Source organism: uncultured Serinicoccus sp., from assembly GCF_947500995.1.
Taxonomy (GTDB): Bacteria; Actinomycetota; Actinomycetes; order Actinomycetales; family Dermatophilaceae; genus Ornithinicoccus.
In genome coordinates, this window is record NZ_CANMUA010000006.1 from 32,834 (window position 1) to 59,069 (window position 26,236).

Sequence of the window (26,236 nt, forward strand, 5' to 3'; positions counted from 1 at the left end):
CACCGGACGTCGGCTCAGGGGCGGGCGCGCCCCTGGTGGATCCCGACCTCCGCCACCGGCGGATACGTCCGACGATGGTGCTCCCTGTGCCCCCCGCCCGTCAAGCACGTCCGCTCCCCCGCGTGTCCGCTCCCCCGCATGTCCGTCCCCGGGACGCACCGCGGGCGGGGCCGAGCACCCGTGGGTGCCCGACCCCGCCCGCGGCGGAGGTGAGAGGTGTCGGTGGGGAGTCACGGCATACGCCGCGCCCCCACCGACGGGCTCACTTGAGGGTGACGGTCGCGCCGGCGCCCTCGAGCTGCTCCTTGGCCTTCTCGGCGGCCTCCTTGTCGACCTTCTCCAGGACCGGCTTCGGCGCACCGTCGACCAGGTCCTTGGCCTCCTTCAGGCCGAGGGAGGTCAGCGCACGGACCTCCTTGATGACCTGGATCTTCTTGTCGCCGGCGGCCTCGAGGACGACGTCGAACTCGTCCTGCTCCTCGGCGGCGTCGTCGCCGCCACCGGCGGCGGGGGCACCGGCGGCCGCCACGGCGACCGGGGCGGCGGCGGTGACCTCGAAGGTGTCCTCGAAGGCCTTGACGAACTCGGACAGCTCGATGAGGGTCATCTCCTTGAACTGGTCAAGGAGCTCCTCGGTGCTCAGCTTCGCCATGATGGGCGTTCCTTCCTGTTGTATGCCGTGAGTGGCGTTGTGTGGATGCGCTGCTCGCGCGGCCCGGGGGCCGGCGGGCTCAGCCCTCGTCGCCACCCTCGGCGACGTCGGTGCCCGCCTCGGCCTCTGCCGGTGCGGTGGTGTCGGCGGAGTCCGCCGACGGGGTCTCGTCGGCAGCCGCCGACGTCGCCCCGGAGAGGGGACCGCCCTGCTCCTCGACCTTCGCGCGCAGCGCGTCGACGACCCGGGCGGTCGACGACAGCGGGGCGGCGAACAGGCCGGCAGCCTTGGACAGGTTGCCCTTCATGGCACCTGCCAGCTTGGCCAGCAGGACCTCGCGGGACTCCAGGTCCGCGAGCGTGGTGATCTCGGCGGGGGTCAACGGCCTGCCGTCGAGCACCCCACCCTTGATGACCAGGGCCGGGTTGGCCTTGGCGAAGTCACGCAGACCCTTGGCCGCCTCGACCGGGTCACCGGTGACGAAGGCGATGGCCGTGGGGCCCTGAAGGTGCTCGTCGAGGCCCTCGATGCCGGCCTCGGCAGCAGCACGCTTGGTGAGCGTGTTCTTCACCACGGCGTAGGTGGCGTGCTCTCGCACGGAGGCACGGAGCTCGGTGATCTGGCTCACCCGCAGCCCGCGGTACTCCGTGAGCACGGCCCCACCGGAGCTGCGGAACTTCTCCGTCAGCTCGGCGATGGCAGCAACCTTCTCGGGTGTCGCCATACTGGCCTCCTATCACGTCGTGGTGCCGGCTACCCCCGGGCCCGGCATGACGAGAGCCCCGGCGCAGGCGCACCGGGGCTCGCAGGACGCTCGTCGACGACAGTCGGACGGCTCGTGCTCGGTCCACCTACGCTGGACGCCCGACATGGTCGGAACCTTCGGCCGACGCCGCCCGACCCGGCTCGCGCCGGACCCGGGCACGCCGACAACCGGCGGTCTTGGGTATGTCCTCAGGGTACGGCATACCCGGGGGTGGCCCAAATCCCGGGTGCCGGTCTCCGGTGCGGTCGGGCCGCCCGGCATCATGGGCCGGTGAGCGAGCAGTCGACGCGGGAGCGGTGGTACCACCGGTTCGTCACCGCGGACCCCCGGGCCGAGGCCGACTTCGGCGGGACCGACCGGGTGAGCCGCGGCGGGCTGCGGCTCATCGGGGCCAACGCGCTGCAGAGCATCGGCGACCAGGTGGTCAACGCCAAGACGGTGCTCCCCTGGCTGCTGGCCCTCGTGGGTGCGCCGGCCGCGCTCGTGGGGCTCCTGGTGCCCGTGCGCGAGGCCGGGTCGATGCTGCCGCAGGCCGCCCTCACGCCGTGGGTCGTGGCGCGCCCCCGGCGCACCCGGGTGTGGATGCTGGGCGCGGCCGGCCAGGCGGGAGCGACGGCGGCCATGGCGGGGGCGGCGCTGGCGCTCGACGGCTGGGTGGCGGGGGCCGCGGTGCTCGCAGCGCTCGCGGTCTTCGCCCTCGCGCGCTGCCTGTGCTCGATGGCTGCCAAGGACGTGCAGGGCCGGACGGTGCCGAAGGGGCAGCGCGGCCAGGTGACCGGGGCGGCGACCATGGTCTCGGGCGCGGCGGCCCTGGTCCTCGGGGTGGCCCTGCAGCTGCTCGGCCCCGGTCTGGACGCGCCCGCCCTGGCGGCCTTCCTGCTCGGGGCGGCGCTCATGTGGGCACTGGCCGTCCTCGTCTACGCGGGGATCCCCGAGGAGGCCCGGGAGCCGCAGCAGGAACGGCAGCCGTGGTGGGCCGACACCGTCGGCCTGCTGCGGGACGACGCCGGGTTCCGACGGTTCGTGCTGGCCCGGGGGCTGCTCCTCGTGTCGGCGCTCGCGCCCCCCTTCCTCGTGACCCTGGCGGTCGACGCGGGCCGGTCCGGCGGCCAGGGCGAGATCGCCGCCCTGCTCGGCGGGCTCGGGTCCTTCGTCATCGCCCAGGGGGTCGCCTCGGTGGTCGGCGGCCGGGTCTTCGGGTCGCTCGCCGACCGGTCCAGCCGGCTGGTCATGGTGCTCGGCGCGCTCGTCGCCTCGCTCGTCGTGCTCCTCGCGGTCGCCGCGGTGCTGGCGCTCCCGGACAGGCCGGGGGCCCTGCTCGCCGCGCTGGTCACGGCATACCTCGTGCTGAGCCTCGTGCACGTGGGCGTGCGCGTGGCCCGCAAGACGTATGTCGTGGACCTCACCGAGGGCGACCGGCGCACGCGCTACGTCGCGGTCTCCAACACCGCCATGGGCGTGGTCCTGCTCGTCACGGGTGCGGTGAGCGCCGCCCTGGCCACCCTCGGCGCCGTCGCCGCCCTGGTCTTCCTCGCGGTGCTCGGCCTGGTCGGCGCCGCCGTGTCCTGGCGCCTGCCCGAGGTGTCGAAGGGCTGAGGACGGCCCGCCGGGCCACTCCCCCACTGCGCCGCCGTCCCACTGCCCAGCTGCCCAGCTGCCCCACGAGTCACACCGACCACACGGCGCGGGGAAAGCTCCCTCCGCCGGGGATATTTCTCCGGCCTGGGGCCATATCCCCGCACTCCGGGGCTCCTGCGCGAGGTGAGGCCGATGGGAGGACACCCGGAAGGGGCACGGAGGACGTCCGGGGGGATGACGACGCCCCCGGGAGCACGCGAGGTGCTCCCGGGGGCGTCGACGACGGCGGGGTGGCCGCTCAGGCGGGCCTCACTCGGCCGGCGCGGTCTCCAGGACGCTGGCGACGCGAGCGGGGTCCATGGGGATGCCCGGGCCCATCGTCGTCGACATGGTCGCCTTGGTGACGTAGCGGCCCTTGGAGCTCGACGGCTTCAGCCGCAGGATCTCCTCGATCGCCACGGCGTAGTTCTCCGCGAGGGTGGCCTCGTCGAAGGAGGTCTTGCCGATGATGAAGTGGAGGTTGCTGTGCTTGTCCACCCGGAACTCGATCTTGCCGCCCTTGATGTCGGACACGGCCTTGGCGGTGTCCATCGTCACGGTGCCGGTCTTGGGGTTGGGCATGAGCCCGCGGGGGCCGAGCACCTTGCCCAGGCGACCGACCTTGCCCATGAGGTCCGGGGTGGCGACGACGGCGTCGAAGTCCGTCCAGCCACCGGACACCCGCTCGATCATGTCGTCCGAGCCGACGTAGTCGGCGCCGGCGTCCAGGGCGGCCTGCGCCTTGTCGCCGTTGGCGAAGACGAGCACGCGGGCCGTCTTGCCGGTGCCGCCGGGCAGGTTGACCGTGCCGCGCACGAGCTGGTCGGCCTTGCGCGGGTCGACGCCCAGGCGCAGCGCGACCTCGACGGTCGCGTCGTACTTGGTGGTGCTGGTCTCCTTGGCCAGGCGGATCGCCTCGCGGGGGGCGTAGAACGACCCCTCCGCGAGCTTCTCCGCGGAGGCGCGGTAGGCCTTGCTGCGCTTCATGTGTCACTCCTCGTGGTGATGGTGGAGCTGTGGTCGGACGGGCCAGCGCAGGCCCTGCCACAGGGTTCGGGGTATGCCGTCCGCCCGGTCGGGCGGGGTGGCACGCCCCGGAGGGTCAGCTGGTGGTGATGCCCATCGACCGGGCCGTGCCGGCGATGATGCGCTTGGCCATGTCCAGGTCGTTGGCGTTGAGGTCGGTCATCTTCATCTCGGCGATCTCGGTGAGCTGCGCGTCGGTCAGCGTGCCGACCTTCGTCTTGTGCGGCTCGCCGGAGCCCTTGCCGACGCCCGCCGCCTTCTTGATGAGCTCGGCGGCCGGCGGGGTCTTGGTGATGAAGGTGAACGAGCGGTCCTCGTAGACCGTGATCTCGACCGGGATGACGTTGCCACGCTGGGACTCCGTCGCGGCGTTGTACGCCTTGACGAACTCCATGATGTTGACGCCGTGCTGACCCAGCGCGGGGCCGACGGGCGGGGCCGGGGTGGCGGCGCCGGCCTGGATCTGCAGCTTGATGAAGCCGCTGACCTTCTTCTTGGGGGGCATGGTGCTCTCCTTGGATCGTGGGCCGACGCCCTGGGCGATGACCCGGTTGCATGCCGTGCACCGGACGGTGACGGCGGGGGGACGAGGTCCCCTCGGGGATCAGATCTTGGCGACCTGGTTGAACGACAGCTCGACGGGGGTCTCGCGGCCGAAGATCGAGACCAGCACCTTGAGCTTGTTGCTCTCGGGCAGGATCTCGGAGATCGTGGCGGGCAGCGTCTCGAACGGCCCCTCCATGACGGTGACCGACTCGCCGACCTCGAAGTCGACGTGCGGCTGCGCCGGGCGGCTGAAGCCGTCGTCGCCGGTCCCGCCGCTCTCGGACGCCGAGCTCGGCGCGGGCGTCGGGGTGTCGAACTTCGGGGCCAGCATGCTGACGACCTCGTCGATGCTCAGCGGCACCGGCTGGTGGGCGTTGCCCACGAAACCGGTGACCCCGGGGGTGTGCCGCACGGCGCCCCAGGACTCGTCGGTCAGCTCCATGCGCACGAGCACGTAGCCGGGCATCCGCACCCGGCGCACCTGCTTGCGCTGGCCGTTCTTGATCTCCGTCACCTCCTCCATGGGGACCTCCACCTCGAAGATGTAGTCCTCCATGTTGAGGCTGGTGATGCGGGTCTCCAGGTTGTGCTTGACGCGGTTCTCGTAGCCCGCGTAGGAGTGGACGACGAACCAGTCGCCGTACTTGCCGCGCAGGACCGAGGTGAACTCCTCCAGCGGGTCGACCGCCTCGAGGACCTCCTCCGCGTCGGCGGGCTCCTCGGAGGCCACCTCGTCGTCCTCGCCGTAGACGGCCTCCTCCACGGGGTCGGCCGGGTCGTCACCGTCGTGACGCTCGGCGGCCTCCACGTCGGCGTCCTGGACGGACTGCTCGGCGGTGACCTCGTCGTGGTCGGGGGTCTGCTCGGACATGCCCTACTTCCTCAATGTCGTGTCGCGGCGCCGATCGGCACCGGGTGCTGCTCGCGGTCAGGCCCCGAAGACGAGACCGACCAGCCACTGGAACAGCTGGTCCAGACCGAAGACGAACGCCATCATCACCAGCACGAAGACGAAGACGACGATCGTGTAGGTGATGAGCTCGTTGCGGGTGGGCTGGACGACCTTGCGCAGCTCGGCCATGACCTGCTCGACGAAGGTGGCCGGGCGGCCACCCTGCCCGGCGCCGGGCTGGCTGCGGGCGACGCCGTCGGTGTCGCGGGCGGAGTCGGCCACGGCTCACCTTCCTGTCGCTGGTCTGGGTCGTCCCGGGGGCAGGATGCCTCCGGGTCACGCAGGGCAAGAGGGACTCGAACCCCCAACCGCCGGTTTTGGAGACCGGTGCTCTACCAATTGAGCTATTGCCCTTCACCGGGTCCTCGCGACATCGACCTGCTGCTGGGGGGCAGGCTGACGCGTGGTGCGAACACCCGAAGGGTCAGCATACGTGACGGCCGACAGATAGGGCAAAGACGGGCGGCGTCTGACGCGACGTGAAGCGTCGATGCCATGATGGGGCACGTGAGCGAGCCCACCCGCATCAGCACCCGTATCGGATCCATCGCCGAGTCGGCCACCCTGGCCGTCGACGCCAAGGCCAAGGCCCTCAAGGCGCAGGGCCGGCCCGTCATCGGCTTCGGCGCCGGCGAGCCGGACTTCCCGACCCCCGACTACGTCGTCCAGGCCGCCGTGGACGCCTGCTCCGACCCGGCCAACCACCGCTACTCCCCCGCGGGCGGTCTCCCCGCCCTCAAGGACGCGATCGTCGCCAAGACGCGCCGCGACTCCGGGTATGCCGTGGAACCGGCGAACGTGCTCGTCACCAACGGCGGCAAGCAGGCGGTCTACAACACCTTCGCCGCGCTGCTGGACCCGGGCGACGAGGTCATCCTGCCGACCCCCTACTGGACGACCTACCCCGAGTCGATCCGTCTCGCCGGCGGCACCCCGGTCGAGGTCTTCGCCGGCGCCGACGCCGAGGCCGGGGCATACCTCGTCACCGTCGAGCAGCTGGAGGCCGCGCGCACCGGGCGCACCAAGGCGCTGCTGTTCTGCTCCCCGTCCAACCCGACCGGTGCGGTCTACCCGGCCGAGCAGGTCGAGGCGATCGGCCGGTGGGCGCTGGAGCACGGCATCTGGGTCATCACCGACGAGATCTACGAGCACCTGCTCTACGACGGCGCGCAGGCTCCCTCCATGCCGGTGCTGGTCCCCGAGCTGGCCGACACCTGCGTCGTGCTCAACGGGGTGGCCAAGACCTATGCGATGACCGGCTGGCGGGTCGGCTGGATGATCGGCCCCAAGGACGTCGTCAAGGCCGCCACCAACCTGCAGAGCCACGCGACCTCCAACGTCGCCAACGTCTCGCAGCGGGCCGCCATCGCCGCGCTGGAGGGCAGCCTGGACGCGGTCGAGGAGATGAAGGTCGCCTTCGACCGCCGCCGCCGCCGCATGGTGGAGATGCTCAACGCGATCGACGGGGTCGAGTGCCCGGTGCCGCAGGGCGCCTTCTACGCCTACCCCTCGGTCGAGGGCGTGCTCGGCAGGGAGATCCGCGGCCGCACGCCGCGCACGTCCGTCGAGCTGGCCGCCCTCATCCTCGAGGAGGTCGAGGTCGCGGTCGTGCCCGGCGAGGCCTTCGGGCCCAGCGGCTACCTGCGGCTGTCCTACGCCCTGGGCGACGACGACCTCGAGGAGGGCGTCGGCCGCATCCAGGCGCTGCTCGCCGAGGCCCGCTGACGGGCCACCGGCCCGTCAGTCGGTGCCGAACTCCATCGCCGCCCAGTCCAACGACTCCTCCTCGTCCTCGGTGGGCCCGACGCCGCCGGCGATGCGGTCCGCGCCCCCGGGCGTGAGCTCGCCGACCAGCGAGGTCGTGGCCAGGCCCAGCCGGGAGGGCTCCTCGGTGCCGAGCACACCCTCGGGACGGCCGTTCTGCTCCGCGCCCGGCGCGGCGGCGGCCCCCACGCCCAGCAGGCCCATCGAGACGTACTGCTCCAACCGGGCCCGCGAGTCGGCGATGTCGAGGTTGCGCAGGGTCAGCTGACCGATGCGGTCGGTCGGCCCAAAGGCGGCGTTGGTCACCCGCTCCATCGACAGCTTGTCGGGGTGGTAGCTGAAGGCCGGCCCGTCCGTCGCGACGATGGTGTAGTCCTCGCCCCGGCGCAGCCGGAGCGTCACCTCGCCGGTGACCGCCGAGGCGACCCACCGCTGCAGCGACTCCCGGATCATCAGCGCCTGCGGGTCCAGCCAGCGCCCCTCGTACATGAGCCGCCCCAGCGCCCGGCCCTGCGTGTGGTAGGCCGCGGTGACGTCCTCGTTGTGGATGGCGTTGACGAGCCGCTCGTAGCAGATGTGCAGCAGCGCCATCCCCGGCGCCTCGTAGATCCCGCGCGACTTGGCCTCGATGATGCGGTTCTCGATCTCGTCGGCCATGCCGAGCCCGTGCCGGCCGCCGATGGCGTTGGCCTCCATGACCAGCGCGACCGCGTCGCCGCCGAAGTCCTCGCCGTTGATCGAGACGGGGCGGCCGTGCTCGAAGGCGACGGTGACGTCCTCGGTCGGGATGTCCACCTCGGGGTCCCAGAAGGGCACTCCCATGATGGGCTCGACGACCTCCATCCCGACGTCGAGGTGCTCCAGCTTCTTGGCCTCGTGGGTGGCGCCCCAGATGTTGGCGTCGGTAGAGTAGGCCTTCTCCTTGCTCGCGCGGTAGGGCAGGTCGCGCTCGGCGAGCCACTGGCTCATCTCGTCCCGCCCGCCGAGCTCGTGCACGAACGCCTCGTCCAGCCACGGCTTGTAGATGCGCAGCTGGGGGTTGGCGAGCAGGCCGTAGCGGTAGAACCGCTCGATGTCGTTGCCCTTGTAGGTCGAGCCGTCCCCCCAGATGTGGACCTCGTCCTCCTTCATCGCCCGGATGAGCATGGTGCCGGTGACGGCGCGGCCCAGCGGGGTGGTGTTGAAGTAGGTGCGGCCGCCGGAGCGGATGTGGAAGGCGCCGCAGGCCAGGGCCACGAGGCCCTCCTCGACGAGCTCGGGCCGGCAGTCGACGAGCCGGGCGATCTGCGCGCCGTACTCCCCCGCACGTCCGGGGACGCCGTCGATGTCGGTCTCGTCGTACTGACCGATGTGGGCCGTGTAGGTGCAGGGCACGGCGCCCCTCTCACGCATCCACGCGACCGCGACCGAGGTGTCCAGACCGCCGGAGAAGGCGATGCCGACACGTTCACCGACAGGGATGCTCGTCAAGACCTTGGACATGCCACGAGTGTATGCGCGACCCCGTATAAATATTCAATCCGCAGGTCACGCGGCCTTCCCAGGCCGCGGTGCACGTGGTGTGATGAGGGTATGCCCCGCCTCACGACGCAGACCGCCCGGGCGCGGGCCTGGGCGAGCGAGGGGTGGCAGGCCTTGGTCCTGGGGTGGCGGCCCGACTGGATGAACCTGGTGCGCGTGACCACCGCCGCCGTGCTCGCCTACGTCATCACCCGGGCGGTCACCGTGGGCCCCATCGACCTCACCTGCTCGCTCACCGCGATCCTCGTCACCCAGGCCAGCGCGACGGGCTCGCTGCGCATGGGGATGGTGCGGGTGGGCGCGGTGCTCACGGGGATCGGCGTCGCCCTCGTCGTCTCGATCTGGGTCGGCCTGTCGTGGTGGTCGCTGGGCCTGGTCATCTTCGTCTCGCTGTTGCTTGGCAGCCTCCTGCGGCTGGGGCCGCAGGCGCTGGAGACCCCCATCAGCGGCATGCTCATCCTCGGGGCGTCGCTGCAGAACACGGCGGCCGAGACGCGGGTGCTCACTACCCTCATCGGTGCCGCCGTGGGGATCCTGCTCCCGCTGCTGTGGCCGCCGGCGATCCCGGTCGGCGCGGCCGCCGCCTCCGTGCGCACCGTGGCCCGCCGTCAGGCAGAGGTGTTCGCCGCGGCGGCCGACGACATCGACGAGGGCAGGCTCACCGGAGAGTCGATCGCCGCCCACCTGCGCGCCGCCCGAGACGTCGGCGACGACCTGGGCCGGGCGGGCGAGCTCGTCGGCCGGGTCAGCGAGATGTGGCAGTGGAACACCCGCACGATCGGGCGCGCGGACGTCAGCCCGCTGCTGCGCTCGGGGCTGGACTCGCTGCAGGACTGCGCCGCCGCGACCCGCGCCCTCTTCGTCGCCCTCGGACACGAGGCCCGCGACGAGGACGTCGACGGCGCGCCGGAGTTCTCCGACGAGGTACGGGCGGCGGTGGCGGTCGTGCTGCGCGATGTGGGCAGCTGCATCGACTCCTTCGGGGCGCTGGTCGAGGCCGAGACCAGCGGGGACCAGGAACGCCGGCGCGTCCTGCTCGACGACAACATGGAGCTGCTGCGGGAGACCCGCGCGATCCTCACCGACCTCATGCTCATGGAGTCCGGGGGCGGCCCGACCGACCAATGGTTGCTGCGCGGCTCGATCCTGCGCGCCGTGGACCGGATCCTGCAGGTCCTCGACGCCCCGGCCCGTGCGGCGCAGCACGCGCGCTGGCGCGACGAGCAGGGCCGGCGGGTGCTGCCGGGACCCACCATCTCGAGGGAGTTCGCACCCCTCGACCGGGCCGTGCTGACCTCCCTGCGACGGGCCTGGCGCCGCACCCGGCGGTCCGGTGCGGTCGGGGGCGCGGGGGCTGCGCCTACTCGTCGCCCCTGAGCTGGAAGCGCGCCAGCCGCCAGCCGGCACCGCCGACGCCCGCGGCGAGCAGGACCAGCGAGGCGATGACGGCGTAGGTCGTCGTCAGGTCGGCCACCGGCAGGTCGACGTCGGCGGCCACCTCCCCCAGCCGCTCGGCGAAGGCCCGGACGGAGACGAAGCGGAAGCCGTCGAGGAACCGGCCGAGCAGGCTCTCGACCACGGTGACGTAGACGAGCCCGGCGATCATCCCGTGCCGCGTGGCGGCCGCGATCGCGCTGAACAGCGCCGTGTAGAGGACCGCCCCGCCGGCCCCGACCACGACCGACACGACCACCCACCGTCCGCTCAGCCCGCCGGCCAGCGTGGCCCCGAGCAGCCCGGTGACCGCCGCCACGGCGGCCACACCGGCGGCGACGACGAACTTGGAGGCGGCCACGGCATACCTGCTCACCGGGGTCGACAGGAGGTAGACGACCGAGCCGTCGTCGATCTCCGGGCCGAGGACGCCGTTGGCCGCCAGCAGCGCCACCAGGGGCACCACGAGGGCGATCCCGACCTCGACGACGACCGCGTTGGCCGAGACCGGCTCGCCGGTCAGCGCGCGGAGCACCCCGGCCAGCGCCACGAGCAGCACCGGGAGGGCGAGGATGACCAGGCCGCGCCGTTGACCCACGAGGGCCTGCAGCGCGAGGCGCATGATGGTGAGGTTCATGACTGCACCAGGTAGGTGAACACCGACTCCAGGCTCTCGTCCGAGGGCGCGAGCTCGCGCACCGTGATGCCGGCCGACTGCGCCAGTCGGGGCAGGGCGAGGGTGAACTGGCCCATGTCGGTCACCTCCACCGTGATCGCCTCGCCCGTCCCGACCCGGCCGAGCGCGACCGAGCGCACCCCGGTCAGGCCCATGAGCATCGAGGCCAGACCCCGGTCGTCGCTGGAGCGCACGACGTAGTGGCTGGGGCGGTCGGTCATGAGCCGCCGGATGGCGCCGAAGTCCCCGCTGGCGGCGTGCCGGCCCGAGACCACGACCTCGATCTGCCGGGCGATCTGCTCGACCTCCTCGAGGATGTGGCTGGAGAAGAGCACGGTGCGCCCCTGCTCCCCCATCCGGGTCAGCAGCTCCATGAGGTGCATCCGCTGGCGGGGGTCGACGCCGTTGAAGGGCTCGTCCAGCAGCAGCACCGTCGGCTCGTGCACGAGCGCCGAGGCGAGCTTGGCACGCTGCCGCATGCCCTTGGAGAAGGTGCTGATCGGCCGGTCCGCGGCGTCGACGAGGTCCACCTCTGCGAGCGCCTTCGCCGTGGCCGCGCGCGGGTCCGCGAGACGGTGGAGCTCGGCGGACGCCTGCACGAAGGCGCGGCCGGTGAGGTAGGAGAAGCTCACCTCCCGCTCGGGCACCAGGCCCAGGTCACGGTAGGCGCCGACGTTGCGCCACACCGGCGCGTCGCCGAGGCGGATGTCGCCGGCGGAGGGCGCGAGGAAGCCGGCCATCATGGCGATGAGCGTCGACTTGCCGGCACCGTTGGGTCCGAGGAGACCCGTGACGCCGGGGCGGATGGACATGGTGACGTCGTTGACGGCGACGACGTTGCCGTACCACCGGGAGACGCCGGTGAGGGTGAGGTCGGTCATCACGCCCCCTTGCTGCGGTAGCGGCGCACGAGCAGCACCATCCCCAGGACCATGAGGGCGAGGGCAGTGCCCAGCAGCAGCAGACCGGTGGCGACGGTGTCGGCGGGGGCGGGGAACTGGCTGGTGGCGTCCCCGAGGGACACCTGCACCGAGTCGACGAGCACGAACGGGGACAGCAGGGCCGCCCAGTGCGCCAGGCCGGTCGCTCCCTCGGTGCTGGCGACCTCCTGCAGCCCGGCCGTCACGCCCAGCCCGACGAGCAGGACCATGATCGAGCCGGCGATGGCCAGCCCCCGCCGCAGCGTCCACGAGGCGACGAGCGAGGCGACGGTGGCGACCAGCATGGCCAGGAGCACGGCCCCGGCGAGGGCCACCGCGACCCGGGGGAGCTCCTCCCCCAGGCTGGCGCCGGCGGCCAGCCCGCCGATGAAGAGCACGAGCAGCGGGGTGAGCACGAAGGCGAGGATGGCCAGCACCAGGGAGGCCCACCGGGTGAGCGCGAACGCCGTGGCGCCCAGGGGGCGGGCGAGGTAGAGGCTGATGACGCCGGAGCGCAGGTCGCGGCTGAAGAGCACCGGCGCCTGGGCCGCCACGAAGAGGACGACGAGGAAGGAGGAGCCGGCGTTGTAGGCGGAGTAGTTGAGCAGGTCCGCCGAGAGGCCGATGAGGCTCATGATCCCCACCTGGATGACGGCCGGGACCAGCGTCATGCCCAGCAGGGCGAAGGGCAGCACCTTGGCCTTGCCGGAGCGGCCGAAACCGAAGACGGCCAGGACCCCGGAGAAGAGCAGCGCCCGGGTGATGCCGCTGCGCGAGGTGCGCTCACCGGCATACCGCCGGTAGCCGATGTCGTGGATGACCCCGGCGCTGGCGCTGTCCTGGGCGCTCATGCGGGCACCTCGTCGCGGAAGACGTCCTCGAGGCGCCCCGTGCGGGCCTGCACGCGGACCAGCCCGAGGTCGAGGTCCGCGGCGGTGTCGCGGACGAGGTCGCGGAGCCGGTCGTGGGCGGCCGCAGCGGCCTCGCCGTCGCGCCCACCGGCGCCGAGGCCCGGTCCGTCCTCGGGGGTGCCGATGCCCGGTCCGTCCTCGGGGGTGCCGATGCCCGGTCCGTCCTCGGGGGTGCCGCCGGCCCCGGTGGGCAGGCCGGGGGTCAGGGGGTCGATCTCGATGAGGCCGCCGTGCGGACGGCAGCTCAGCCCGCGCGCCGCCAGGGCCTCGCCCATGCGCTGCTGCGCGTCACCCCCGCCGGTGACCTCCACCAGCACCGTCCCGGTGTCGGCGAGGAAGCTGCGGGTGGCCTCGGAGCGGAGCAGGCGCCCGCCGTCGAGGACGACGACGTGGTCGCTGATGCGCTCGAGCTCGCCGAGCAGGTGCGAGGTCACGAGGACGGGGATGCCGAAGTCGTGCCCGATGCGATGCACGAGGGCCAGCATGTCGTCCCGCGCGGCGGGGTCGAGACCGTTCGTGGGCTCGTCGAGCATGACCAGCTCCGGGTCGTGCACGAGGGCCTGGGCGAGCTTGGCGCGCTGCTTCATCCCGGTGGAGTAGCCGCCCATGAGGCGGTAGCGCTCCTCGGCCAGCCCGACGTGGCGCAGGACGTCGGCGGCCCGCTCGCGGGCGGGGGCCGGCGGGAGTCCCGACATCCGGCCCATGTGGACCACGAAGTCGATGCAGCGCATGTCCGGGGGCAGGCAGTCGTGCTCGGGCATGTAGCCCACGGCCCGCCGGATCTGCTCCCCCGACCCCTCGATGTCGTGGCCCAGCACGCTCGCGGAGCCCGAGGTCGGCGCCAGCAGGCCGAGGAGGATCTTGATGAGGGTCGACTTGCCGGCGCCGTTGGCGCCGACCAGGCCGGTCACCCCGTCGACGACCTCGATGCTGAGGTCGTCCAGCGCGGGCACCTGGGCGGAGCCGTAGCGCTTGGTCAGCGCCGTCGTCTGGATCACGGTCACGGCAGCGACTCTAGCGAGCCGTGGGACGCTCTCCCAGGGGGCCATCCCCCGTCTACCCTGGGGGGATGCCTGGACGCACGCGCTCGCTGCTCGCGCTGCCCAAGGCCCACCTGCACCTCCACTTCACCGGGTCGATGCGGGTGGACACCGTGCGTGACCTCGCGGACAAGCACGGCCTGCGGCTGCCGCACGCCCTGACCAGCCAGTGGCCACCACGGCTGTCCGGGCACGACGAGCGCGGCTGGTTCCGGTTCCAGCGCCTCTACGACGCCGCCCGGGCCGTGGTGCGCGACGAGGCCGACATGCGGCGCATCGTGCGTGAGGCGGCCGAGGACGACGCCGCCGAGGGTTCGCGGTGGCTGGAGATCCAGGTCGACCCCACGTCATACGCCCCGTTCGTCGGCGGTCTGACCCCCGCCCTGGAGATCGTGCTCGACGAGGCGCGCTCGGTCTCGGCACCAGGGCGGACCCAGGTCGCGGTGGTCGTGGCGGCCTCCCGCATGCGGCACCCGCTGGACGCCCGGGCGCTCGCCCGGCTGGCGGCCCGGCACGCCGGTGACTCGGCCGGGACGGTCGTCGGCTTCGGTCTGTCCAACGACGAGCGGCGCGGCTGGACCGGTGACTTCGAGCCGGCCTTCCGGATCGCGGCGAAGGCGGGCCTGGCGAGCGTGCCGCACGCCGGCGAGCTGCTGGGCGCCGACCACGTCGCCGTCGCGCTCGACCACCTCCTCCCGGACCGGCTGGGCCACGGCATCCGCGCCGTCGAGGACGAGTCCGTGCTGGCGCGGGTGGTCGACGAGCAGGTGACGCTCGAGGTCTGCCCGGGGGGCAACGTCGCGCTGGGGGTCTACGACCACCTCGGCGCCGTGCCCCTCCCCCGGCTGCTCGAGGTGGGCGCGCGCGTCGCGCTGGGCGCGGACGACCCGCTGCTGTTCGGCAGCCGCCTGGCCGACCAGTACGTCTCGGCCCGCCTCGACCACGGGCTCGACGACGACGCCCTCGCGCTCCTGGCCCGCGGCTCCATCGAGGGCTCGGTGGCCTCCCCGTCGACCCGACGCCAGCTGCTCGGCGAGGTCGACGCCTGGCTGGACGCGCCCGCACCCCCCACCGACGCGTGACCCCCGCAGCCCCTCACCACGGGCGCCGTCCGCCCCGGGGGCCCTCGGCCACACACCCCCGCCGGACACGTCACAGTGATCCCCCAGCAGAATCAGCCCGCCGCTGAACCTCCTCGCGAGTCAGCGGCGGGCTGGGTCAGTTGGTGACTCAGTGGCGGGGTGACCCTCAGCAGGACTCAGGTCGCCGTTGAGTCCGCTGCTGCGTCACGGGCGGGGTGATCCGGCAGGGGACTCAACGTGACGTCTCCGGCGCAGGGGGTGCGGTGGGGGTCGATATCCCCAAGGGCGGCGAGGTGGGGGTGCTGGTCCACAGCGCGGCGCGGGCACCTGGCGGGCGGTGGCCGGGCGCGGGCAGGGTGGGCTTGCACGAGGACCAGGGGGGAGGAACCGATGGCGGCGATCGACACCGATGCGGCACGCGAGGGCGAGGACGAGGAGCACCCGGCCGGTCCGGCGGCCACGCCCGGGACCCCACCCGAGAGCCCGGTGGCCGGGCCACGGCTACCGGGAGCGGCCGAGCAGGTAGGACTGGCGTTGCGCGCGTTCCGCCGTGAGCGGGGATGGAGCCAACGGGCCCTGGCGCAGAGCTGGGGTGTCCACCAGAGCCTGGTCGCCAGGGCGGAGCGCCACGCCGAGCAGCTCAGCCTCGAGGTCTGCCTGGAGCTGCTGCGACGGGCCGGGGTGGGCCTCGCGGTGCTCGGCCCCGACGGTATGCCGGTGGCCCGCTGGGAGGAGACCGACCTGGTCGCGGTGGACCGGTCCGGTCGTCGGTTCCCCGCCCACCGCGCAGTGCGCCCGAGCACCTACGGGCCGCGGTGGTGGTGGTTCCACGACTACTTCGGAGGGCGCAGCTCGGGCCCTCGACCACGGTGGACGGCGGAGGGCTTCCCGATCCCGCCGGGAGTCCGCTACGGGAAAGAACCGCGGCCCGAGTCCCCGGGTGAGGGCCCGCGCTGGCCGGGGTAGGACGGCTCGGGATGGTGCCAGAGGACGGCCGCGGGATCCTGCCGCGAGGACGGCTCGGGATGGTGCCGGCGAGGACGGTTCGGTTTGGTGCCGGGAGGGCGGTGCCGGATCGTGCCGGGAGGACGGTCCCGGATCGTGCGGCGCAGGGTGCCCACGTCGTCGGGGTCGAGGTCACCCGGGCTGCGCGCTGCCGCGGATCAGCCCTCGCCGACGCGAAGGGGCCGATAACCCTGCGGCTGCTCGGTCGTGAGCGGCCGGGTCAGGGTGAACGTGCCCTGCTCACCACCGTCGGGTGAATAGGTGCCGACCCCGTGGTACGTCTCGTCCGTCCAGCGGACCTCACCCTGCTGCCGCGCCTCCACGTCCTCCCAGGAGAACTCGCCCGCGAGCACCGGCCCCCGGCACTGGGGTGGCATGGACTCCGCGACCGGGCCGACGCAGAGCTCTGGGGGCGCGTCGGCCGAGCGTTGCATGACGATGCCGGTGCCGAGCACCTCCTCGACGGTCGCGCTCGGCGTCGACGTCTGCGTGGCGGCTCCGCCACCCGGGTCCCCCACCTCGGTCCCGCACGCGGAGACGGTGAGCAGGACGCCGAGGACGACAGCGAGCGGCACGATGGGCTGCCGGTGACCTCTCACGGGGTCATCCTGGCCCGTCGGTGGGTGGTCGCGCACCTGGTCGGCGGACGAGACCTCGACCCACCCTCAGAGCGAGAGGCCCACGAGCACCGGCTCGTTGACCAGCCGCACCCCGAGCGTCGCCTCGACACCGTCGCGCACGTCGCGCGCGACCGACACCACGTCGGCCGCGCTGGCGTGACCGCGGTTGGTGACGGCGAGCGTGTGCTTGGTGGACAGTCCCGCCGGGCGGCCGCTGCGCGACCCGTAGCCCCGGCCGAAGCCCGCGTGCTCGATGAGCCATGCGGCCGAGGTCTTGACGAGGTCCTCGCGGTCCGTGGGGTACGTCGGCGGCACGGCGGAGCGGCGGTCCTGGCCGAGGCTCTCCTCGGCCCGCAGCCGCACCTGCTCCAGCTCCTCCCCTGACAGCACCGGGTTGGTGAAGAAGGACCCGCAGGACCAGGTGTCGTGATCCTCCGCGTCGAGCACCATGCCCCGGCGGCGTCGCTGCTCCAGCACCGCCTCGCGGGCCCGCTCCAGGGGCACGCGCTCCCCCAGCGCGACGCCCAGACCGTCGGCGAGCGCCGCATACCCGATCGGCTGCGACAGCTCGGTGGGACGCAACGAGAACGTGACGGACAGCACCACGTGGCGCGGGGTCACCGTGCCCGGTGCCGCCTCCGGCCCGACCATGGACTCCTTGAGCACCGAGTGCCGGTAGGCGAAGCCCAGGTCGCCGGCGAACATCGTCCGGACCCGTCGCTCGACCCTGTCCCAGACGCGCACCCGGGCCACGGTCTGGGCGACCTCCTGCCCGTAGGCGCCGACGTTCTGCACCGGCGTCGCACCGGTCGACCCGGGGATGCCGGAGAGCGCCTCGATGCCCGACCACCCCTGCTCGCAGGCCCGCGCGACGAGCCCGTCCCAGTCCTCGCCGGCCGCGACCGTGACGCTCACCCCGCCGCAGGCCGAGGCGTGCGGGACCTCGATGCCGCGGGTGCGCACCAGGACGACGGTGCCGGTGAACCCCTCGTCCGCGACCACGAGGTTGGACCCGCCCCCGACGACGAGCAGCGGCTCACCGGCCTCGTCGCACCCGCGGACCGCCTCGACGAGCTCGTCCTCGGTGCGGGCGGTGACCAGCCGCCGAGGTGGCCCACCCACCCGCATGGTCGTCAGCTCGGCGAGGGTGGTCCCCGCCGGGGTGGTCCCCGCCTGGCGGGTCCCGTCCGGGGTGGGGGCGCGGCCGGCCTCCGGGCTCGGTGGCTCCTGCCCGCTCACGCCTGGGTCCCGGGTCGGCGCACCACGGCCTGGCAGCGCCCGAGCACCTTCTCCCCCGCGCAGGTCGCGCTCAGCTCCAGGGTCTCGGTGCCCGCGGCCTCGTCGACCTTCTTCACGACACCGGTGACGAGGACCTCGACGGTCTCCCCCTCCGGCACGACCACCATGCCGGTGAACCGGGTCTGGCAGGACAGGACCCGGGCCGGGTCGCCGCCCACGTAGTCCGTGACGACCTCGAGCGCGGCACCCATGGTCCACATGCCGTGGGCGATGACGTCGGGGAGCCCGACCCGGCGCGCCACGTCGGCGTCCTGGTGGATCGGGTTCTGGTCCCCGGAGGCGGCGGCGTAGGCCACGAGGCGGTCGCGGTCGACGGTCACGGTGCGGGTGAGGTCGCTCATCAGCCCTCCCCCCGGACCACGATCGTCGACGTCACGGTCGTCACCGCGGCTCCGTCGGCGTCGACCAGCTCCACCCGGGTGGCCACCATGCCGTGGCCGCCCGCCTCGCGCATGGTGTCGACGTGCAGCGTGCCGGTCAGGCGGTCTCCCGCCGTGATCGGGCGGTGGTGCACGAAGCCCTCCTGCCCGTGCACGACGCGGGAGAAGTCGATGCCCGCTCCCGGGTCCTCGACGAGCTGCGCCTCGCACGCCTGCGCCAGCCGGACGGCGAAGGTCGGCGGGGCAACCACGTCGGGATGCCCCATGGCGCGGGCCGCCTCCGGGTCGCGGTGGGCCGGGCTGCCGGCCCCGACCGCGTCGGCGAAGGCGGCGAGCTGCTCGCGGGTCACCTCGAAGGGGCCGGCCGGGGGGTACGCACGACCGGCGTAGTCAGGGTTGACGGGCATACCGCTCACCCTAGCGATCCACCCTCCCGGCCCGGAGCGCGGTCAGGTATGACGAAGGCCGCCACCCTGCGCGGGTGACGGCCTGGTCGTCGTTGCCGACGGGTGGGTCAGCGGGTCTCGCGGTGCGCGGTGTGCTTGCCGCAGCGCGGGCAGAACTTCGCCATGTCGAGCCGGTCGGGGTTGTTCCGCCGGTTCTTCTTGGTGATGTAGTTGCGCTCCTTGCACTCCGTGCACGCCATGGTGATCTTGGGGCGAACGTCGGTGGACTTAGCCACGGTGCAACCTGCTCTCGGTGTGGATCTGTGCTGTGCGGTCCGTACCTGCGAGGTACGTGGTAGCGGAGGCGGGGCTCGATCCCGCGACCTCACGATTATGAGTCGTGCGCTCTAACCAGCTGAGCTACTCCGCCTCGCGGCGCCCGGCGAACCGGCTCACCAGAGCCCCCAAACGGAATCGAACCGTTGACCTTCTCCTTACCATGGAGACGCTCTACCGACTGAGCTATAGGGGCGGGCTGTCGATCCTGACGGGCGGAGGCCCGCAGGCAGCGAGACGCAACTTTACACGAGGCCGGCGGGCGAATCCAAAACGGCCGCGGCCTGCGCGAGGACCGCTCAGAGCGGCCCGTCGACCTGCATCGACAGGTGCGTCCGCGAGCCCTCACGATCCGTCACCGAGAGGTCCTCGAGGCCCGGTCCGCCGGTGCGCAGCACCACCGTCGAGGGCAGCAGGATCGGCTTGACGAAGGTCGCGGAGACGGCATACCGCTGGGGCAGGCGCGGCTGGACCGCCGCCAGCGCACGGGCGTGCGTCCACATGCCGTGGGCGATGGCGCGGGGGAAGCCGAAGGCCTTGGCGCTGAGCGCCGAGAGGTGGATCGGGTTGGCGTCCCCCGCCACGCGCGCGTAGGAGCGACCGAGGTCGGCCGGGAGGCGCCACAGCGCGACCTGGCGGCCCGGCCCTGACGCACGCGCGGCAACACCCAGGTCCGTCCTCACCTCCTCCGCGGTCGCGCCGGGAGGCGTGTCACCGCGCACGAGGTAGGTGCTGCGTCCCTCCCACACCAGCTCGTCGGCCACCCGCACCTCGCCGACCAGGTCGACGGTGCTGCCCTTGCGGTGGGGCGCGAGGTGCTCGGCCCAGGTGGACAGGGTGAGCTCCTCGCTGACGCGCACCGGTCGGTGCACCCGCATCCGGTTCCCCACGTGCACCATGCCGAGCATGGGGAAGGGGAAGTCACGCGCGGACATGAGCCGGACCTGGAGAGGGAAGGTGAGCACGTGCAGCCAGGTGGCCGGCACGGTGTCGGCCAGCAGGCCCCCGGTGACCTCGCAGAACCCGGCGAGCCTCGGCAGGTCCTGGCGGACGCCGGGCAGCACGAGGCGACGCGCGGGCAGCTCGCCGCGGGCGCCGGGCCGACCCGGCCCGGTGGCGACCCCGGTCGCGAAGGACGTCGCCACCCGAGGCGTCCGGTCGAGCAGCTCCACGTCGACGTCCACCCTGCTCACGCCCCGATCTGGCTCTGGCCGCAGACGCGCAGCACCTCACCGGTGACCGCCGAGCTGGCGGGGTCCGCGAGGTAGCCGATGGTCTCGGCGACGTCGACCGGTCGGCCGCCCTGCTGCAGGCTGTTGATGCGCCGCGCCACCTCCCGGGTGGCCACCGGCATCCTGCCGGTCATCTCCGTCTCGATGAAGCCCGGGGCCACCGCGTTGACGGTGATCCCCCGCTCGGCGAGGCGGGGGTCGGCACCCATCGCGCGGACGAGGCCGATCACGCCGGCCTTGGACGCGGCGTAGTTGGCCTGCCCGCGGTTGCCCGCGATGCCCGAGGTCGACGCGACCCCGACGATGCGCCCGCCGCCGTCGAGACCACCGGGTAGCTCGGCGTCCAGGAGGACCTGGTTGATGCGGATCTGGGCCGCCAGGTTGACCTCCAGGACGCTGCCCCAGCGCTCCTCGTCGGTGTTGGCCAGCAGCCTGTCCCGGGTGATGCCGGCGTTGTGCACGATGGCGTGGATGCGGCCCATGTCGCCGAAGCGCTGGGCGACGTGGGCGGCGATGCGTGCGCCCGCGTCCGGGGCCGTGATGTCGAGCTGGAGGGCCGTGCCCCCGATGCTGTTGGCGACATCGGCGAGCCCCTGCCCTCCGGCCGGCACGTCCACCGCGACCACGAGCGCGCCGTCGCGGGCGAGGGTGCGGGCGATCCCGGCACCGATCCCGCGGCCGGCGCCGGTCACGACGACGACCCGCCCCTCGAAGGGACGGTCGGCCAGCACCTCCTCGACCCGCGGGTCACCCGCGCCGTGCCCAACGTGCAGCACCTGGCCCGAGACGTAGGCCGAGCGCCCGTGCAGCAGGAAGAGGAGGGTGGAGGCGAGCTCCGCCGGCGCGGTCGGCTCGGCGGTGAGCAGGTCGACCCGCACGAGGTTGGCGGTGGCGCCACCGCGCAGCTCCTTGCCGACGCTGCGCACGATGCCCTCGAGCGCCTGCTGGGTCGCCACCGCGGTGGGTGCCCCGGCGGTCTCCGGCTCGACACCCAGCACGACGACCCGGCCCGAGCGCTCGAGGCCCTTCATCGCCGGGCGCAGCAGCCCGCGGACGACCTCGAGGTCGGCGATCGAGGTCGCGCCCGTGGCGTCGATGACCAGGGCGCCGAGGCTGTCGGGGTATGCCTCGGGCACCTCCCGGGTGCGCCCGTCGTCGGTGGTCTCGGTGACCCGGGTCTCGGGGCGGTCGACGAGCGCCGCGCGGGTGGGGACGCCGAGCAGCTCGAGGGTGCGCAGGGCCAGCGTGCCCCCGCCGACGGCGCCGACCGCCACCGGGCCGGAGGGCAGCTCGCGCCCTCGACGGAGCCGGGTCGCCTGCGGCACCCCGAGCTGCTTGGCGAGCGGGTTGGTGGTCAGCAGCTGCATCAGGTCGGCCATGTCAGCACCCTTCCAGGATCGCGACGACGCCCTGTCCGCCGGCCGCGCAGACGGAGATGAGCCCGCGCGAACCGGGCCCCAGGTCGTGGAGCATCTTGGCCAGGGTGGCCACGATGCGGCCGCCGGTGGCGGCGAACGGGTGGCCCGCGGCGAGCGAGGAGCCGTGGACGTTGAGCCGGCTGCGGTCCACCGTGCCGAGCGGCCCGTCCAGCCCCAGACGCCCCGTGCAGAACTCCTCGGACTCCCAGGCGGCCAGGGTGGCCAGGACCGTGGAGGCGAAGGCCTCGTGGATCTCGAACCGGTCGATGTCGTCCAGGGTCAGCCCCTGACGGGCGAGCAGGCGGGGGACGGCATACGCCGGAGCCATGAGCAGCCCCTCGTCGCCGGACACGTAGTCCACGGCCGCGACCTCGGCGTCCACGAAGCGGGCCAGCGCGGGCAGCCGGTGCTCGGCGGCCCACTGCGGGCTCCCGAGGAGCACCAGCGCGGCCCCGTCGGACAGCGGGGTGGAGTTGCCGGCCGTCATCGTCGCCCCCTCCCCCTTGCCGAAGACCGGGGACAGACCGGCGAGCTTGTCGACCGAGGTGTCCGGTCGCAGCCCCTCGTCACGGGAGAGCCGCAGGAAGCCGGTCGCCAGGTCGTCGAAGAAGCCGGAGTCCCACGCCGCCGCGAGCTGGTGGTGGCTGGCGGCCGCGAGCTCGTCCTGCGCCTCCCGGGTGATGCCCCACTCGCGGGCGGTCAGGGCCTGGTGCTCCCCCATGGACAGGCCCGTGCGCGGCTCGGCGTTGCGCGGCGTCTCCGGGGCGAGGTCACCGGGCCGGACCGCGGCCAGCGCCTTGGCGCGCGCCAGCGGTGTGCGGGCCCGGCTGGCGCCGAGGAGGGCCTTGCGCAGCCCCTCGCCGACCGCGATGGGCGCGTCGCTGGCCGAGTCCACCCCACCGGCGACACCGGAGTCGACCTGGCCGAGCCGGATCTTGTTGGCGACCTGGATGACCGTCTCCAGCCCGGTGCCGCAGGCCTGCTGCAGGTCGTAGGCCGGGGTCGTCGCGGCCAGCGCCGACCCCAGGACCGCCTCCCGGGTGAGGTTGAAGTCGCGGGCGTGCTTGAGCACGGCGCCGGCGGCGACCTCGCCGACGCGCTCGCCCGCCAGCCCGAAGCGGGCGACGAGCCCGTCGAGGGTAGACGTGAGCATGGCCTGGTTGGAGGCGTCGGCATACGCACCCCCCGCCTTGCCGAACGGGATCCGGTTGCCGCCGAGGATGACGGCATCGGTGAGCTGGTCGGGCATGAGATCTCCTCGCGGGGCGGGGTCACGGCGGGACAACTATCTGATACCGACTGTAGCCGATACAGCGGGTACACGGTACTCTCGAGGGTATGACGATCCAGACCGACGGCGCGGGCCCGGCCGTGGCCGAGCCCCGGGACGGGCGGGACTCCCGGTGGGAGGCGCACCGCACCCGCCGCCGCCGGCAGCTCGTCGAGGCCGCCCTCAAGGCGATCCGCCGCCACGGCGCCGGCGTCGGCATGGACGAGATCGCCGCGCAGGCCGGCACCAGCAAGACCGTCCTCTACCGCCACCTGGGCGACCGGGCCGGGCTCTACGGCGCCGTCGTGCAGGCCGTCGACGAGAACGTCCTCACCGACCTGGAGGCCGCCCAGCAGCAGGGCGGTGACGTCGTCACCCGCATCGAGGCCATGGTGCGGTCCTACCTCGCGCTGGTGCAGCGGGACCCGGAGATCTACCGCTTCGTCATGACGCGCCCCCTGGAGACCACCGAGGGCGACCCCGACGACCCGGTGCACCGCCTCACCGACCGGGTGGGCGAGCAGATCGCCGTCGCGATCCACGGCCACCTCGTCGACACGGGACGCGCGGCCGAGGCGGACACGCTGGCCCTGGCCTGGGGCCACGGGATCGTCGGCCTCGTGCGCGCCAGCGCCGACCACTTCCTCACCGGCCGCAGCACCACGCAGCTCAGCGTCGAGTCGGCCACCCACGCCGTCGTCGAGCTCATCCGACCAGCACTCGCAGGAGGACCCCGCCCATGACCACGTCCGCCCAGCCGCAGACCCACACCCCGCAGCCGGACACCGACGTCAGCATGCCCGCCAGCGCCGACGCCGCGGCGACGCGACCGCGCTCGCAGGAGCAGCTCACCGACCTCGGCGAGGCCCTGCGCCGGGCGACCGGAGGCCGCTACGGCCCGGTCCGCGACCTCGCCCGGGCCACCGTCCCCGCCGCCACGATGGTGCGCGACCCCGAGCTCACGATGCCGCAGGCCCGCGAGTGGACCACCGACGCCCTGCGGCGGCTCGTCGACCTGGGGATGGCCGGGAGCGGCTTCCCCGTGGCCCAGGGCGGCCTGGACGACGTCGGCCGCTCCTGCGTCGACTTCGAGATGACCGCCCACGGGGACCTGTCCCTCACGGTCAAGTCCGGCGTCCACTTCGGGCTCTACGGCGGGGCCGTCACCGCGCTCGGCTCGCCGTGGCACCACGAGACCTTCCTGCCCCCCGTCCTGTCGATGGAGCAGGTCGGGTGCTACGCCATGACCGAGTTCGGGCACGGGTCCGACGTCGCCTCGCTGGAGACCACGCATACCTACGACCCGAGCACGGACGAGATCGTCGTGCACTCCCCCACCCCCTCGTCGACCAAGACCTACATCGGCGCGGCCGCCCACGACGCGCACGTCGCCGCGGTCTACGGCCAGCTCGTCGTGGACGGGGAGTCGCACGGCGTGCACGTCGTCGTCGTCCCGATCCGCGACGAGGCCGGGAACCCCGCGCCCGGCGTCACGCTCGGCGACAACGGCGCCAAGGGCGGGCTGGCCGGGGTGGACAACGGGACGATCACCTTCGACCAGGTGCGGGTCCCGCGCAGCCACCTGCTGAACCGCTACGGCGGGATCGACGACGAGGGCCGCTACGTCTCCGACATCGACGGCGACGGCAAGCGCTTCTTCACCATGCTCGGGACCCTGGTGCGCGGGCGCATCTGCGTGGCGGCCGGCGCCGCGACCGCGTCCCGCAAGGCGCTCTCCATCGCGACGCGGTATGCCCTGCGCCGCCGCCAGTTCAGCGCACCCGGGCACGAGGGCGAGGTCCTCCTGCTCGACTACCTCGCCCACCAGCGCAAGCTCCTCCCCGGCATCGCCACGGCATACGCCCACATGTTCGCGGTCAACGAGCTCACCGAGCGGCTGCAGGAGCTGCACGAGATGCCGACCAAGGACCAGGAGGCGCAGCGCGAGCTGGAGACCCGGGCCGCCGGGCTCAAGGCCGTCACCACGCGGTTCAGCAACGACACCATCCAGATGTGCCGCGAGGCGTGCGGAGGCGCGGGCTATCTCGCCGAGAACGGCCTCACCACGCTGCGCGGCGACGCGGACGTCTTCGCCACCTTCGAGGGCGACAACACGGTGCTGCTGCAGCTCGTCGCCAAGGGCCTGCTCTCGGGCTACAAGGAGATGTGGGGCGACCTCGACATGCGCGGCATGGTGCAGTTCGCCGCGCGTGCCTTCGGCGGCCAGTTCGTCGAGGCCACGGCCGCCCGGCCGCTGGTCGAGCGGCTGCGCTCGGCGGCCGCCCGCAAGGGCGACGACGACACCCTGCTCGACCGCGGCTGGCACCTGGCGATGTTCGCCGACCGCGAGCGCCATGTCCTGGAGACCCTCGCGACCCGGCTGCGCCGCCGGGCCGAGGACCAGGACTCCTTCGAGGCCTTCAACTCGGCGCAGGACCACGTGCTCCTCGCCGCGCGCACCCACATGGACCGGGTCGTGCTGGAGGCCTTCGTCGCCGGGGTCGAGGCGTGCGAGGACGAGCAGGTGCGCGAGGTCCTCGAGCGGCTCTGCTCGCTCTACGCCCTCACCTCCATCGACGCCGACGCGGGATGGTTCCAGGCGCACCACCGGATGTCGGCCGGGCGCGCCAAGGCGGTCATCGCCCAGATCAACACGCTGTGCGCCGAGCTGCGGCCGCAGGCCCTCGAGCTGGTCGAGGGCCTGGGCATCCCCGAGCCCTGGCTCAACTCGCAGATGCTGCGCGACGAGACCGCCGCCCGCTGGACGCCGGGCGCCGCGGTCTGAGCAGGTCAGCGCAGGCCGTGGGCCCACAGGTCGCGCAGCAGCGCGACCTCGGCGAGGTGGTGGATCACCTCGCGGTTGATGTGCAGGACCAGGGTGAGCATCGGGGCGTCCGCCCACGGGCCCTCCGCCGGCCCCACCGGGCGCCGTAACCCCTCCTCGTCGAGCCCGCGCACCCCGGCCGACCAGGCGGCATACGCCGCGTCGAGCTGGTCGAGCGCCTCGGCGGCGGTGCCCGGGTAGTCCCAGCCGAGGATGTCCGCCGGCGGACCGCCGAAGTGGCTGTGCGCGCGGGTGCCCAGGACCCCGACGACGACGTGCCCGAGCCGCCAGGCGATCGAGGTGACGGGAGTCGGGTCCGGCTCCGGGTCGGCCCAGTCCAGCTGCCAGTCACCGCCCCCCGCCCGCGCGGTGACCGACGGAGGCGGTGCCGCCGCCCGCGGCCGCGCGGTCCACGTGCCGGGCACCGGCTCCCAGAGGTACTCCTCGTCGGTCAGCCCATCCAGCCGGGGCCTGGCCTGCTGCGTCCAGTGCCAGTCCAGCTGCTCCACGAGGTCGGTCGTCAGGGGGTCCATGTGGCGAGCACACCACGTCAGCAGGA

At 73.3% G+C, this 26,236-nt stretch carries 27 protein-coding genes and 3 tRNA genes; 7 read left to right on the forward strand and 23 right to left on the reverse strand.

Translation table 11 applies throughout. The features are described 5' to 3' along the window. Positions 1-262: 262 nt before the first annotated feature. Together rplL and rplJ are read right to left on the reverse strand one after the other, a co-directional pair. Complete coding sequence (gene rplL / locus Q0967_RS10170; RefSeq protein WP_139722162.1) at positions 263-652, reverse strand: 50S ribosomal protein L7/L12; 390 nt, start codon at positions 650-652, stop codon at positions 263-265. A gap of 79 nt (positions 653-731) precedes the next feature. Further along, positions 732-1,376, reverse strand: a complete 645-nt coding sequence (gene rplJ / locus Q0967_RS10175) for a 50S ribosomal protein L10 (protein ID WP_058890623.1) — start codon at positions 1,374-1,376, stop codon at positions 732-734. Positions 1,377-1,688: 312 nt separating this feature from the next. Here rplJ and Q0967_RS10180 point away from each other — a divergent pair, with 312 nt between their 5' ends. Further along, entirely contained in the window at positions 1,689-3,014 is a 1,326-nt protein-coding gene (locus tag Q0967_RS10180; protein WP_298751661.1) for an MFS transporter, read from the forward strand. A 291-nt stretch (positions 3,015-3,305) separates the two neighbouring features. Here the strand turns inward: Q0967_RS10180 and rplA are convergent, their stop codons facing one another. From rplA to Q0967_RS10205, 5 genes are all read right to left on the reverse strand, one after another. Beyond that, entirely contained in the window at positions 3,306-4,022 is a 717-nt protein-coding gene (gene rplA, locus Q0967_RS10185) for a 50S ribosomal protein L1 (protein WP_298751659.1), read from the reverse strand. A gap of 115 nt (positions 4,023-4,137) precedes the next feature. After that, complete coding sequence (gene rplK / locus Q0967_RS10190; RefSeq protein ID WP_298751657.1) at positions 4,138-4,566, reverse strand: 50S ribosomal protein L11; 429 nt, start codon at positions 4,564-4,566, stop codon at positions 4,138-4,140. Between the two features lie 99 nt (positions 4,567-4,665). After that, positions 4,666-5,478 carry a transcription termination/antitermination protein NusG gene (locus tag Q0967_RS10195; protein WP_298751655.1) on the reverse strand — a complete coding sequence of 271 codons (813 nt, stop codon included), beginning with the start codon at positions 5,476-5,478 and terminating at the stop codon, positions 4,666-4,668. A gap of 57 nt (positions 5,479-5,535) precedes the next feature. Further along, positions 5,536-5,781, reverse strand: coding sequence for a preprotein translocase subunit SecE (gene secE / locus Q0967_RS10200; RefSeq protein ID WP_058890619.1), 246 nt, complete (start codon positions 5,779-5,781; stop codon positions 5,536-5,538). Between the two features lie 59 nt (positions 5,782-5,840). Continuing rightward, positions 5,841-5,913, reverse strand: a tRNA-Trp gene (locus Q0967_RS10205). A 144-nt stretch (positions 5,914-6,057) separates the two neighbouring features. Between Q0967_RS10205 and Q0967_RS10210 the strand changes: the two genes are divergently transcribed. Then, complete coding sequence (locus tag Q0967_RS10210; RefSeq protein ID WP_298751799.1) at positions 6,058-7,284, forward strand: pyridoxal phosphate-dependent aminotransferase; 1,227 nt, start codon at positions 6,058-6,060, stop codon at positions 7,282-7,284. 15 nt (positions 7,285-7,299) lie between these two features. Here the strand turns inward: Q0967_RS10210 and argG are convergent, their stop codons facing one another. Beyond that, the gene (gene argG, locus Q0967_RS10215; protein WP_298751651.1) at positions 7,300-8,805 is read right to left on the reverse strand and encodes an argininosuccinate synthase; all 1,506 of its coding nucleotides are present in this window, start codon (positions 8,803-8,805) and stop codon (positions 7,300-7,302) included. Positions 8,806-8,895: 90 nt separating this feature from the next. On the opposite strand from argG, the gene Q0967_RS10220 reads away from it, so the two are divergent. After that, positions 8,896-10,221: an aromatic acid exporter family protein gene (locus Q0967_RS10220; RefSeq protein WP_298751649.1), complete on the forward strand. Its 1,326-nt coding sequence runs from the start codon at positions 8,896-8,898 to the stop codon at positions 10,219-10,221. Here Q0967_RS10220 and Q0967_RS10225 read toward each other — a convergent pair. From Q0967_RS10225 to Q0967_RS10240, 4 genes are read right to left on the reverse strand one after another with little or no spacing between them, the layout of a single operon-like run. Beyond that, positions 10,205-10,915: an ABC transporter permease subunit gene (locus tag Q0967_RS10225; RefSeq protein WP_298751647.1), complete on the reverse strand. Its 711-nt coding sequence runs from the start codon at positions 10,913-10,915 to the stop codon at positions 10,205-10,207. The two genes, Q0967_RS10220 and Q0967_RS10225, sit on opposite strands and share 17 nt — an antisense overlap. Next, entirely contained in the window at positions 10,912-11,835 is a 924-nt protein-coding gene (locus Q0967_RS10230; RefSeq protein WP_298751645.1) for an ABC transporter ATP-binding protein, read from the reverse strand. The genes Q0967_RS10225 and Q0967_RS10230 overlap by 4 nt, the downstream gene beginning before the upstream one ends. Beyond that, on the reverse strand, positions 11,835-12,725 hold the full coding sequence (locus Q0967_RS10235) for a hypothetical protein (RefSeq protein ID WP_298751642.1): 891 nt from the start codon (positions 12,723-12,725) through the stop codon (positions 11,835-11,837). The genes Q0967_RS10230 and Q0967_RS10235 overlap by 1 nt, the downstream gene beginning before the upstream one ends. Then, the gene (locus Q0967_RS10240; RefSeq protein WP_298751640.1) at positions 12,722-13,789 is read right to left on the reverse strand and encodes an ABC transporter ATP-binding protein; all 1,068 of its coding nucleotides are present in this window, start codon (positions 13,787-13,789) and stop codon (positions 12,722-12,724) included. The genes Q0967_RS10235 and Q0967_RS10240 overlap by 4 nt, the downstream gene beginning before the upstream one ends. A gap of 65 nt (positions 13,790-13,854) precedes the next feature. On the opposite strand from Q0967_RS10240, the gene Q0967_RS10245 reads away from it, so the two are divergent. Both Q0967_RS10245 and Q0967_RS10250 read left to right on the forward strand, forming a co-directional pair. Continuing rightward, a complete protein-coding gene (locus Q0967_RS10245; protein ID WP_299449887.1) occupies positions 13,855-14,907 on the forward strand; it encodes an adenosine deaminase in 1,053 nt (350 codons plus the stop codon). Positions 14,908-15,297: 390 nt separating this feature from the next. Then, complete coding sequence (locus tag Q0967_RS10250; protein ID WP_298751637.1) at positions 15,298-15,873, forward strand: helix-turn-helix domain-containing protein; 576 nt, start codon at positions 15,298-15,300, stop codon at positions 15,871-15,873. 197 nt (positions 15,874-16,070) lie between these two features. On the opposite strand, the gene Q0967_RS10255 is transcribed toward Q0967_RS10250, so the two are convergent. The 10 genes from Q0967_RS10255 to Q0967_RS10300 all read right to left on the reverse strand — a co-directional run bounded on the left by Q0967_RS10255 (position 16,071) and on the right by Q0967_RS10300 (position 22,832). Then, the gene (locus tag Q0967_RS10255; RefSeq protein WP_298751635.1) at positions 16,071-16,511 is read right to left on the reverse strand and encodes a hypothetical protein; all 441 of its coding nucleotides are present in this window, start codon (positions 16,509-16,511) and stop codon (positions 16,071-16,073) included. 66 nt (positions 16,512-16,577) lie between these two features. Beyond that, positions 16,578-17,771, reverse strand: a complete 1,194-nt coding sequence (locus Q0967_RS10260; protein WP_298751633.1) for a UDP-N-acetylmuramate dehydrogenase — start codon at positions 17,769-17,771, stop codon at positions 16,578-16,580. Then, positions 17,768-18,172, reverse strand: coding sequence for a MaoC/PaaZ C-terminal domain-containing protein (locus Q0967_RS10265; RefSeq protein WP_298751631.1), 405 nt, complete (start codon positions 18,170-18,172; stop codon positions 17,768-17,770). The genes Q0967_RS10260 and Q0967_RS10265 overlap by 4 nt, the downstream gene beginning before the upstream one ends. Then, on the reverse strand, positions 18,172-18,618 hold the full coding sequence (locus Q0967_RS10270; RefSeq protein WP_298751628.1) for a MaoC family dehydratase N-terminal domain-containing protein: 447 nt from the start codon (positions 18,616-18,618) through the stop codon (positions 18,172-18,174). The genes Q0967_RS10265 and Q0967_RS10270 overlap by 1 nt, the downstream gene beginning before the upstream one ends. 107 nt (positions 18,619-18,725) lie before the next feature. Beyond that, positions 18,726-18,893 (reverse strand): 50S ribosomal protein L33, encoded by a 168-nt coding sequence (gene rpmG, locus Q0967_RS10275; protein ID WP_010148718.1) that lies wholly within the window; start codon positions 18,891-18,893, stop codon positions 18,726-18,728. 57 nt (positions 18,894-18,950) lie between these two features. Continuing rightward, positions 18,951-19,027: transfer RNA gene (locus Q0967_RS10280), tRNA-Met, on the reverse strand. Positions 19,028-19,056: 29 nt separating this feature from the next. Continuing rightward, positions 19,057-19,129 (reverse strand) — tRNA-Thr (locus Q0967_RS10285). 103 nt (positions 19,130-19,232) lie between these two features. Beyond that, positions 19,233-20,126: a MaoC/PaaZ C-terminal domain-containing protein gene (locus Q0967_RS10290; RefSeq protein ID WP_298751621.1), complete on the reverse strand. Its 894-nt coding sequence runs from the start codon at positions 20,124-20,126 to the stop codon at positions 19,233-19,235. Next, complete coding sequence (locus Q0967_RS10295; RefSeq protein WP_298751619.1) at positions 20,123-21,544, reverse strand: 3-oxoacyl-ACP reductase; 1,422 nt, start codon at positions 21,542-21,544, stop codon at positions 20,123-20,125. Before Q0967_RS10295 ends, Q0967_RS10290 begins: the two co-directional genes overlap by 4 nt. A gap of 1 nt (position 21,545) precedes the next feature. Then, a complete protein-coding gene (locus tag Q0967_RS10300) occupies positions 21,546-22,832 on the reverse strand; it encodes an acetyl-CoA C-acetyltransferase (protein ID WP_298751617.1) in 1,287 nt (428 codons plus the stop codon). A gap of 89 nt (positions 22,833-22,921) precedes the next feature. On the opposite strand from Q0967_RS10300, the gene Q0967_RS10305 reads away from it, so the two are divergent. Next, positions 22,922-23,596, forward strand: a complete 675-nt coding sequence (locus Q0967_RS10305; protein ID WP_298751615.1) for a TetR/AcrR family transcriptional regulator — start codon at positions 22,922-22,924, stop codon at positions 23,594-23,596. Continuing rightward, entirely contained in the window at positions 23,593-25,638 is a 2,046-nt protein-coding gene (locus Q0967_RS10310) for an acyl-CoA dehydrogenase (protein WP_298751613.1), read from the forward strand. The genes Q0967_RS10305 and Q0967_RS10310 overlap by 4 nt, the downstream gene beginning before the upstream one ends. A gap of 5 nt (positions 25,639-25,643) precedes the next feature. Here the strand turns inward: Q0967_RS10310 and Q0967_RS10315 are convergent, their stop codons facing one another. After that, positions 25,644-26,210, reverse strand: a complete 567-nt coding sequence (locus Q0967_RS10315) for a DinB family protein (RefSeq protein WP_298751611.1) — start codon at positions 26,208-26,210, stop codon at positions 25,644-25,646. Between the last annotated feature and the right edge of the window lie 26 nt (positions 26,211-26,236).

Excerpts from the sequence above, each read along its gene's own strand:
- rplL (WP_139722162.1), bottom strand. The coding sequence starts at position 652 with ATGGCGAAGCTGAGCACCGAGGAGCTCCTTGACCAGTTCAAGGAGATG.
- Q0967_RS10315 (WP_298751611.1), bottom strand. The coding sequence starts at position 26,210 with ATGGACCCCCTGACGACCGACCTCGTGGAGCAGCTGGACTGGCACTGG.
- Q0967_RS10195 (WP_298751655.1), bottom strand. The coding sequence starts at position 5,478 with ATGTCCGAGCAGACCCCCGACCACGACGAGGTCACCGCCGAGCAGTCC.
- Q0967_RS10220 (WP_298751649.1), top strand. The coding sequence starts at position 8,896 with ATGCCCCGCCTCACGACGCAGACCGCCCGGGCGCGGGCCTGGGCGAGC.
- rplK (WP_298751657.1), bottom strand. The coding sequence starts at position 4,566 with ATGCCCCCCAAGAAGAAGGTCAGCGGCTTCATCAAGCTGCAGATCCAG.
- Q0967_RS10295 (WP_298751619.1), bottom strand. The coding sequence starts at position 21,544 with ATGGCCGACCTGATGCAGCTGCTGACCACCAACCCGCTCGCCAAGCAG.
- Q0967_RS10225 (WP_298751647.1), bottom strand. The coding sequence starts at position 10,915 with ATGAACCTCACCATCATGCGCCTCGCGCTGCAGGCCCTCGTGGGTCAA.
- Q0967_RS10300 (WP_298751617.1), bottom strand. The coding sequence starts at position 22,832 with ATGCCCGACCAGCTCACCGATGCCGTCATCCTCGGCGGCAACCGGATC.
- Q0967_RS10310 (WP_298751613.1), top strand. The coding sequence starts at position 23,593 with ATGACCACGTCCGCCCAGCCGCAGACCCACACCCCGCAGCCGGACACC.
- Q0967_RS10235 (WP_298751642.1), bottom strand. The coding sequence starts at position 12,725 with ATGAGCGCCCAGGACAGCGCCAGCGCCGGGGTCATCCACGACATCGGC.
- Q0967_RS10210 (WP_298751799.1), top strand. The coding sequence starts at position 6,058 with ATGGGGCACGTGAGCGAGCCCACCCGCATCAGCACCCGTATCGGATCC.
- Q0967_RS10305 (WP_298751615.1), top strand. The coding sequence starts at position 22,922 with ATGACGATCCAGACCGACGGCGCGGGCCCGGCCGTGGCCGAGCCCCGG.
- rplJ (WP_058890623.1), bottom strand. The coding sequence starts at position 1,376 with ATGGCGACACCCGAGAAGGTTGCTGCCATCGCCGAGCTGACGGAGAAG.
- Q0967_RS10230 (WP_298751645.1), bottom strand. The coding sequence starts at position 11,835 with ATGACCGACCTCACCCTCACCGGCGTCTCCCGGTGGTACGGCAACGTC.
- Q0967_RS10270 (WP_298751628.1), bottom strand. The coding sequence starts at position 18,618 with ATGCCCGTCAACCCTGACTACGCCGGTCGTGCGTACCCCCCGGCCGGC.
- Q0967_RS10245 (WP_299449887.1), top strand. The coding sequence starts at position 13,855 with ATGCCTGGACGCACGCGCTCGCTGCTCGCGCTGCCCAAGGCCCACCTG.
- argG (WP_298751651.1), bottom strand. The coding sequence starts at position 8,805 with ATGTCCAAGGTCTTGACGAGCATCCCTGTCGGTGAACGTGTCGGCATC.
- Q0967_RS10265 (WP_298751631.1), bottom strand. The coding sequence starts at position 18,172 with ATGAGCGACCTCACCCGCACCGTGACCGTCGACCGCGACCGCCTCGTG.
- rplA (WP_298751659.1), bottom strand. The coding sequence starts at position 4,022 with ATGAAGCGCAGCAAGGCCTACCGCGCCTCCGCGGAGAAGCTCGCGGAG.
- Q0967_RS10250 (WP_298751637.1), top strand. The coding sequence starts at position 15,298 with ATGGCGGCGATCGACACCGATGCGGCACGCGAGGGCGAGGACGAGGAG.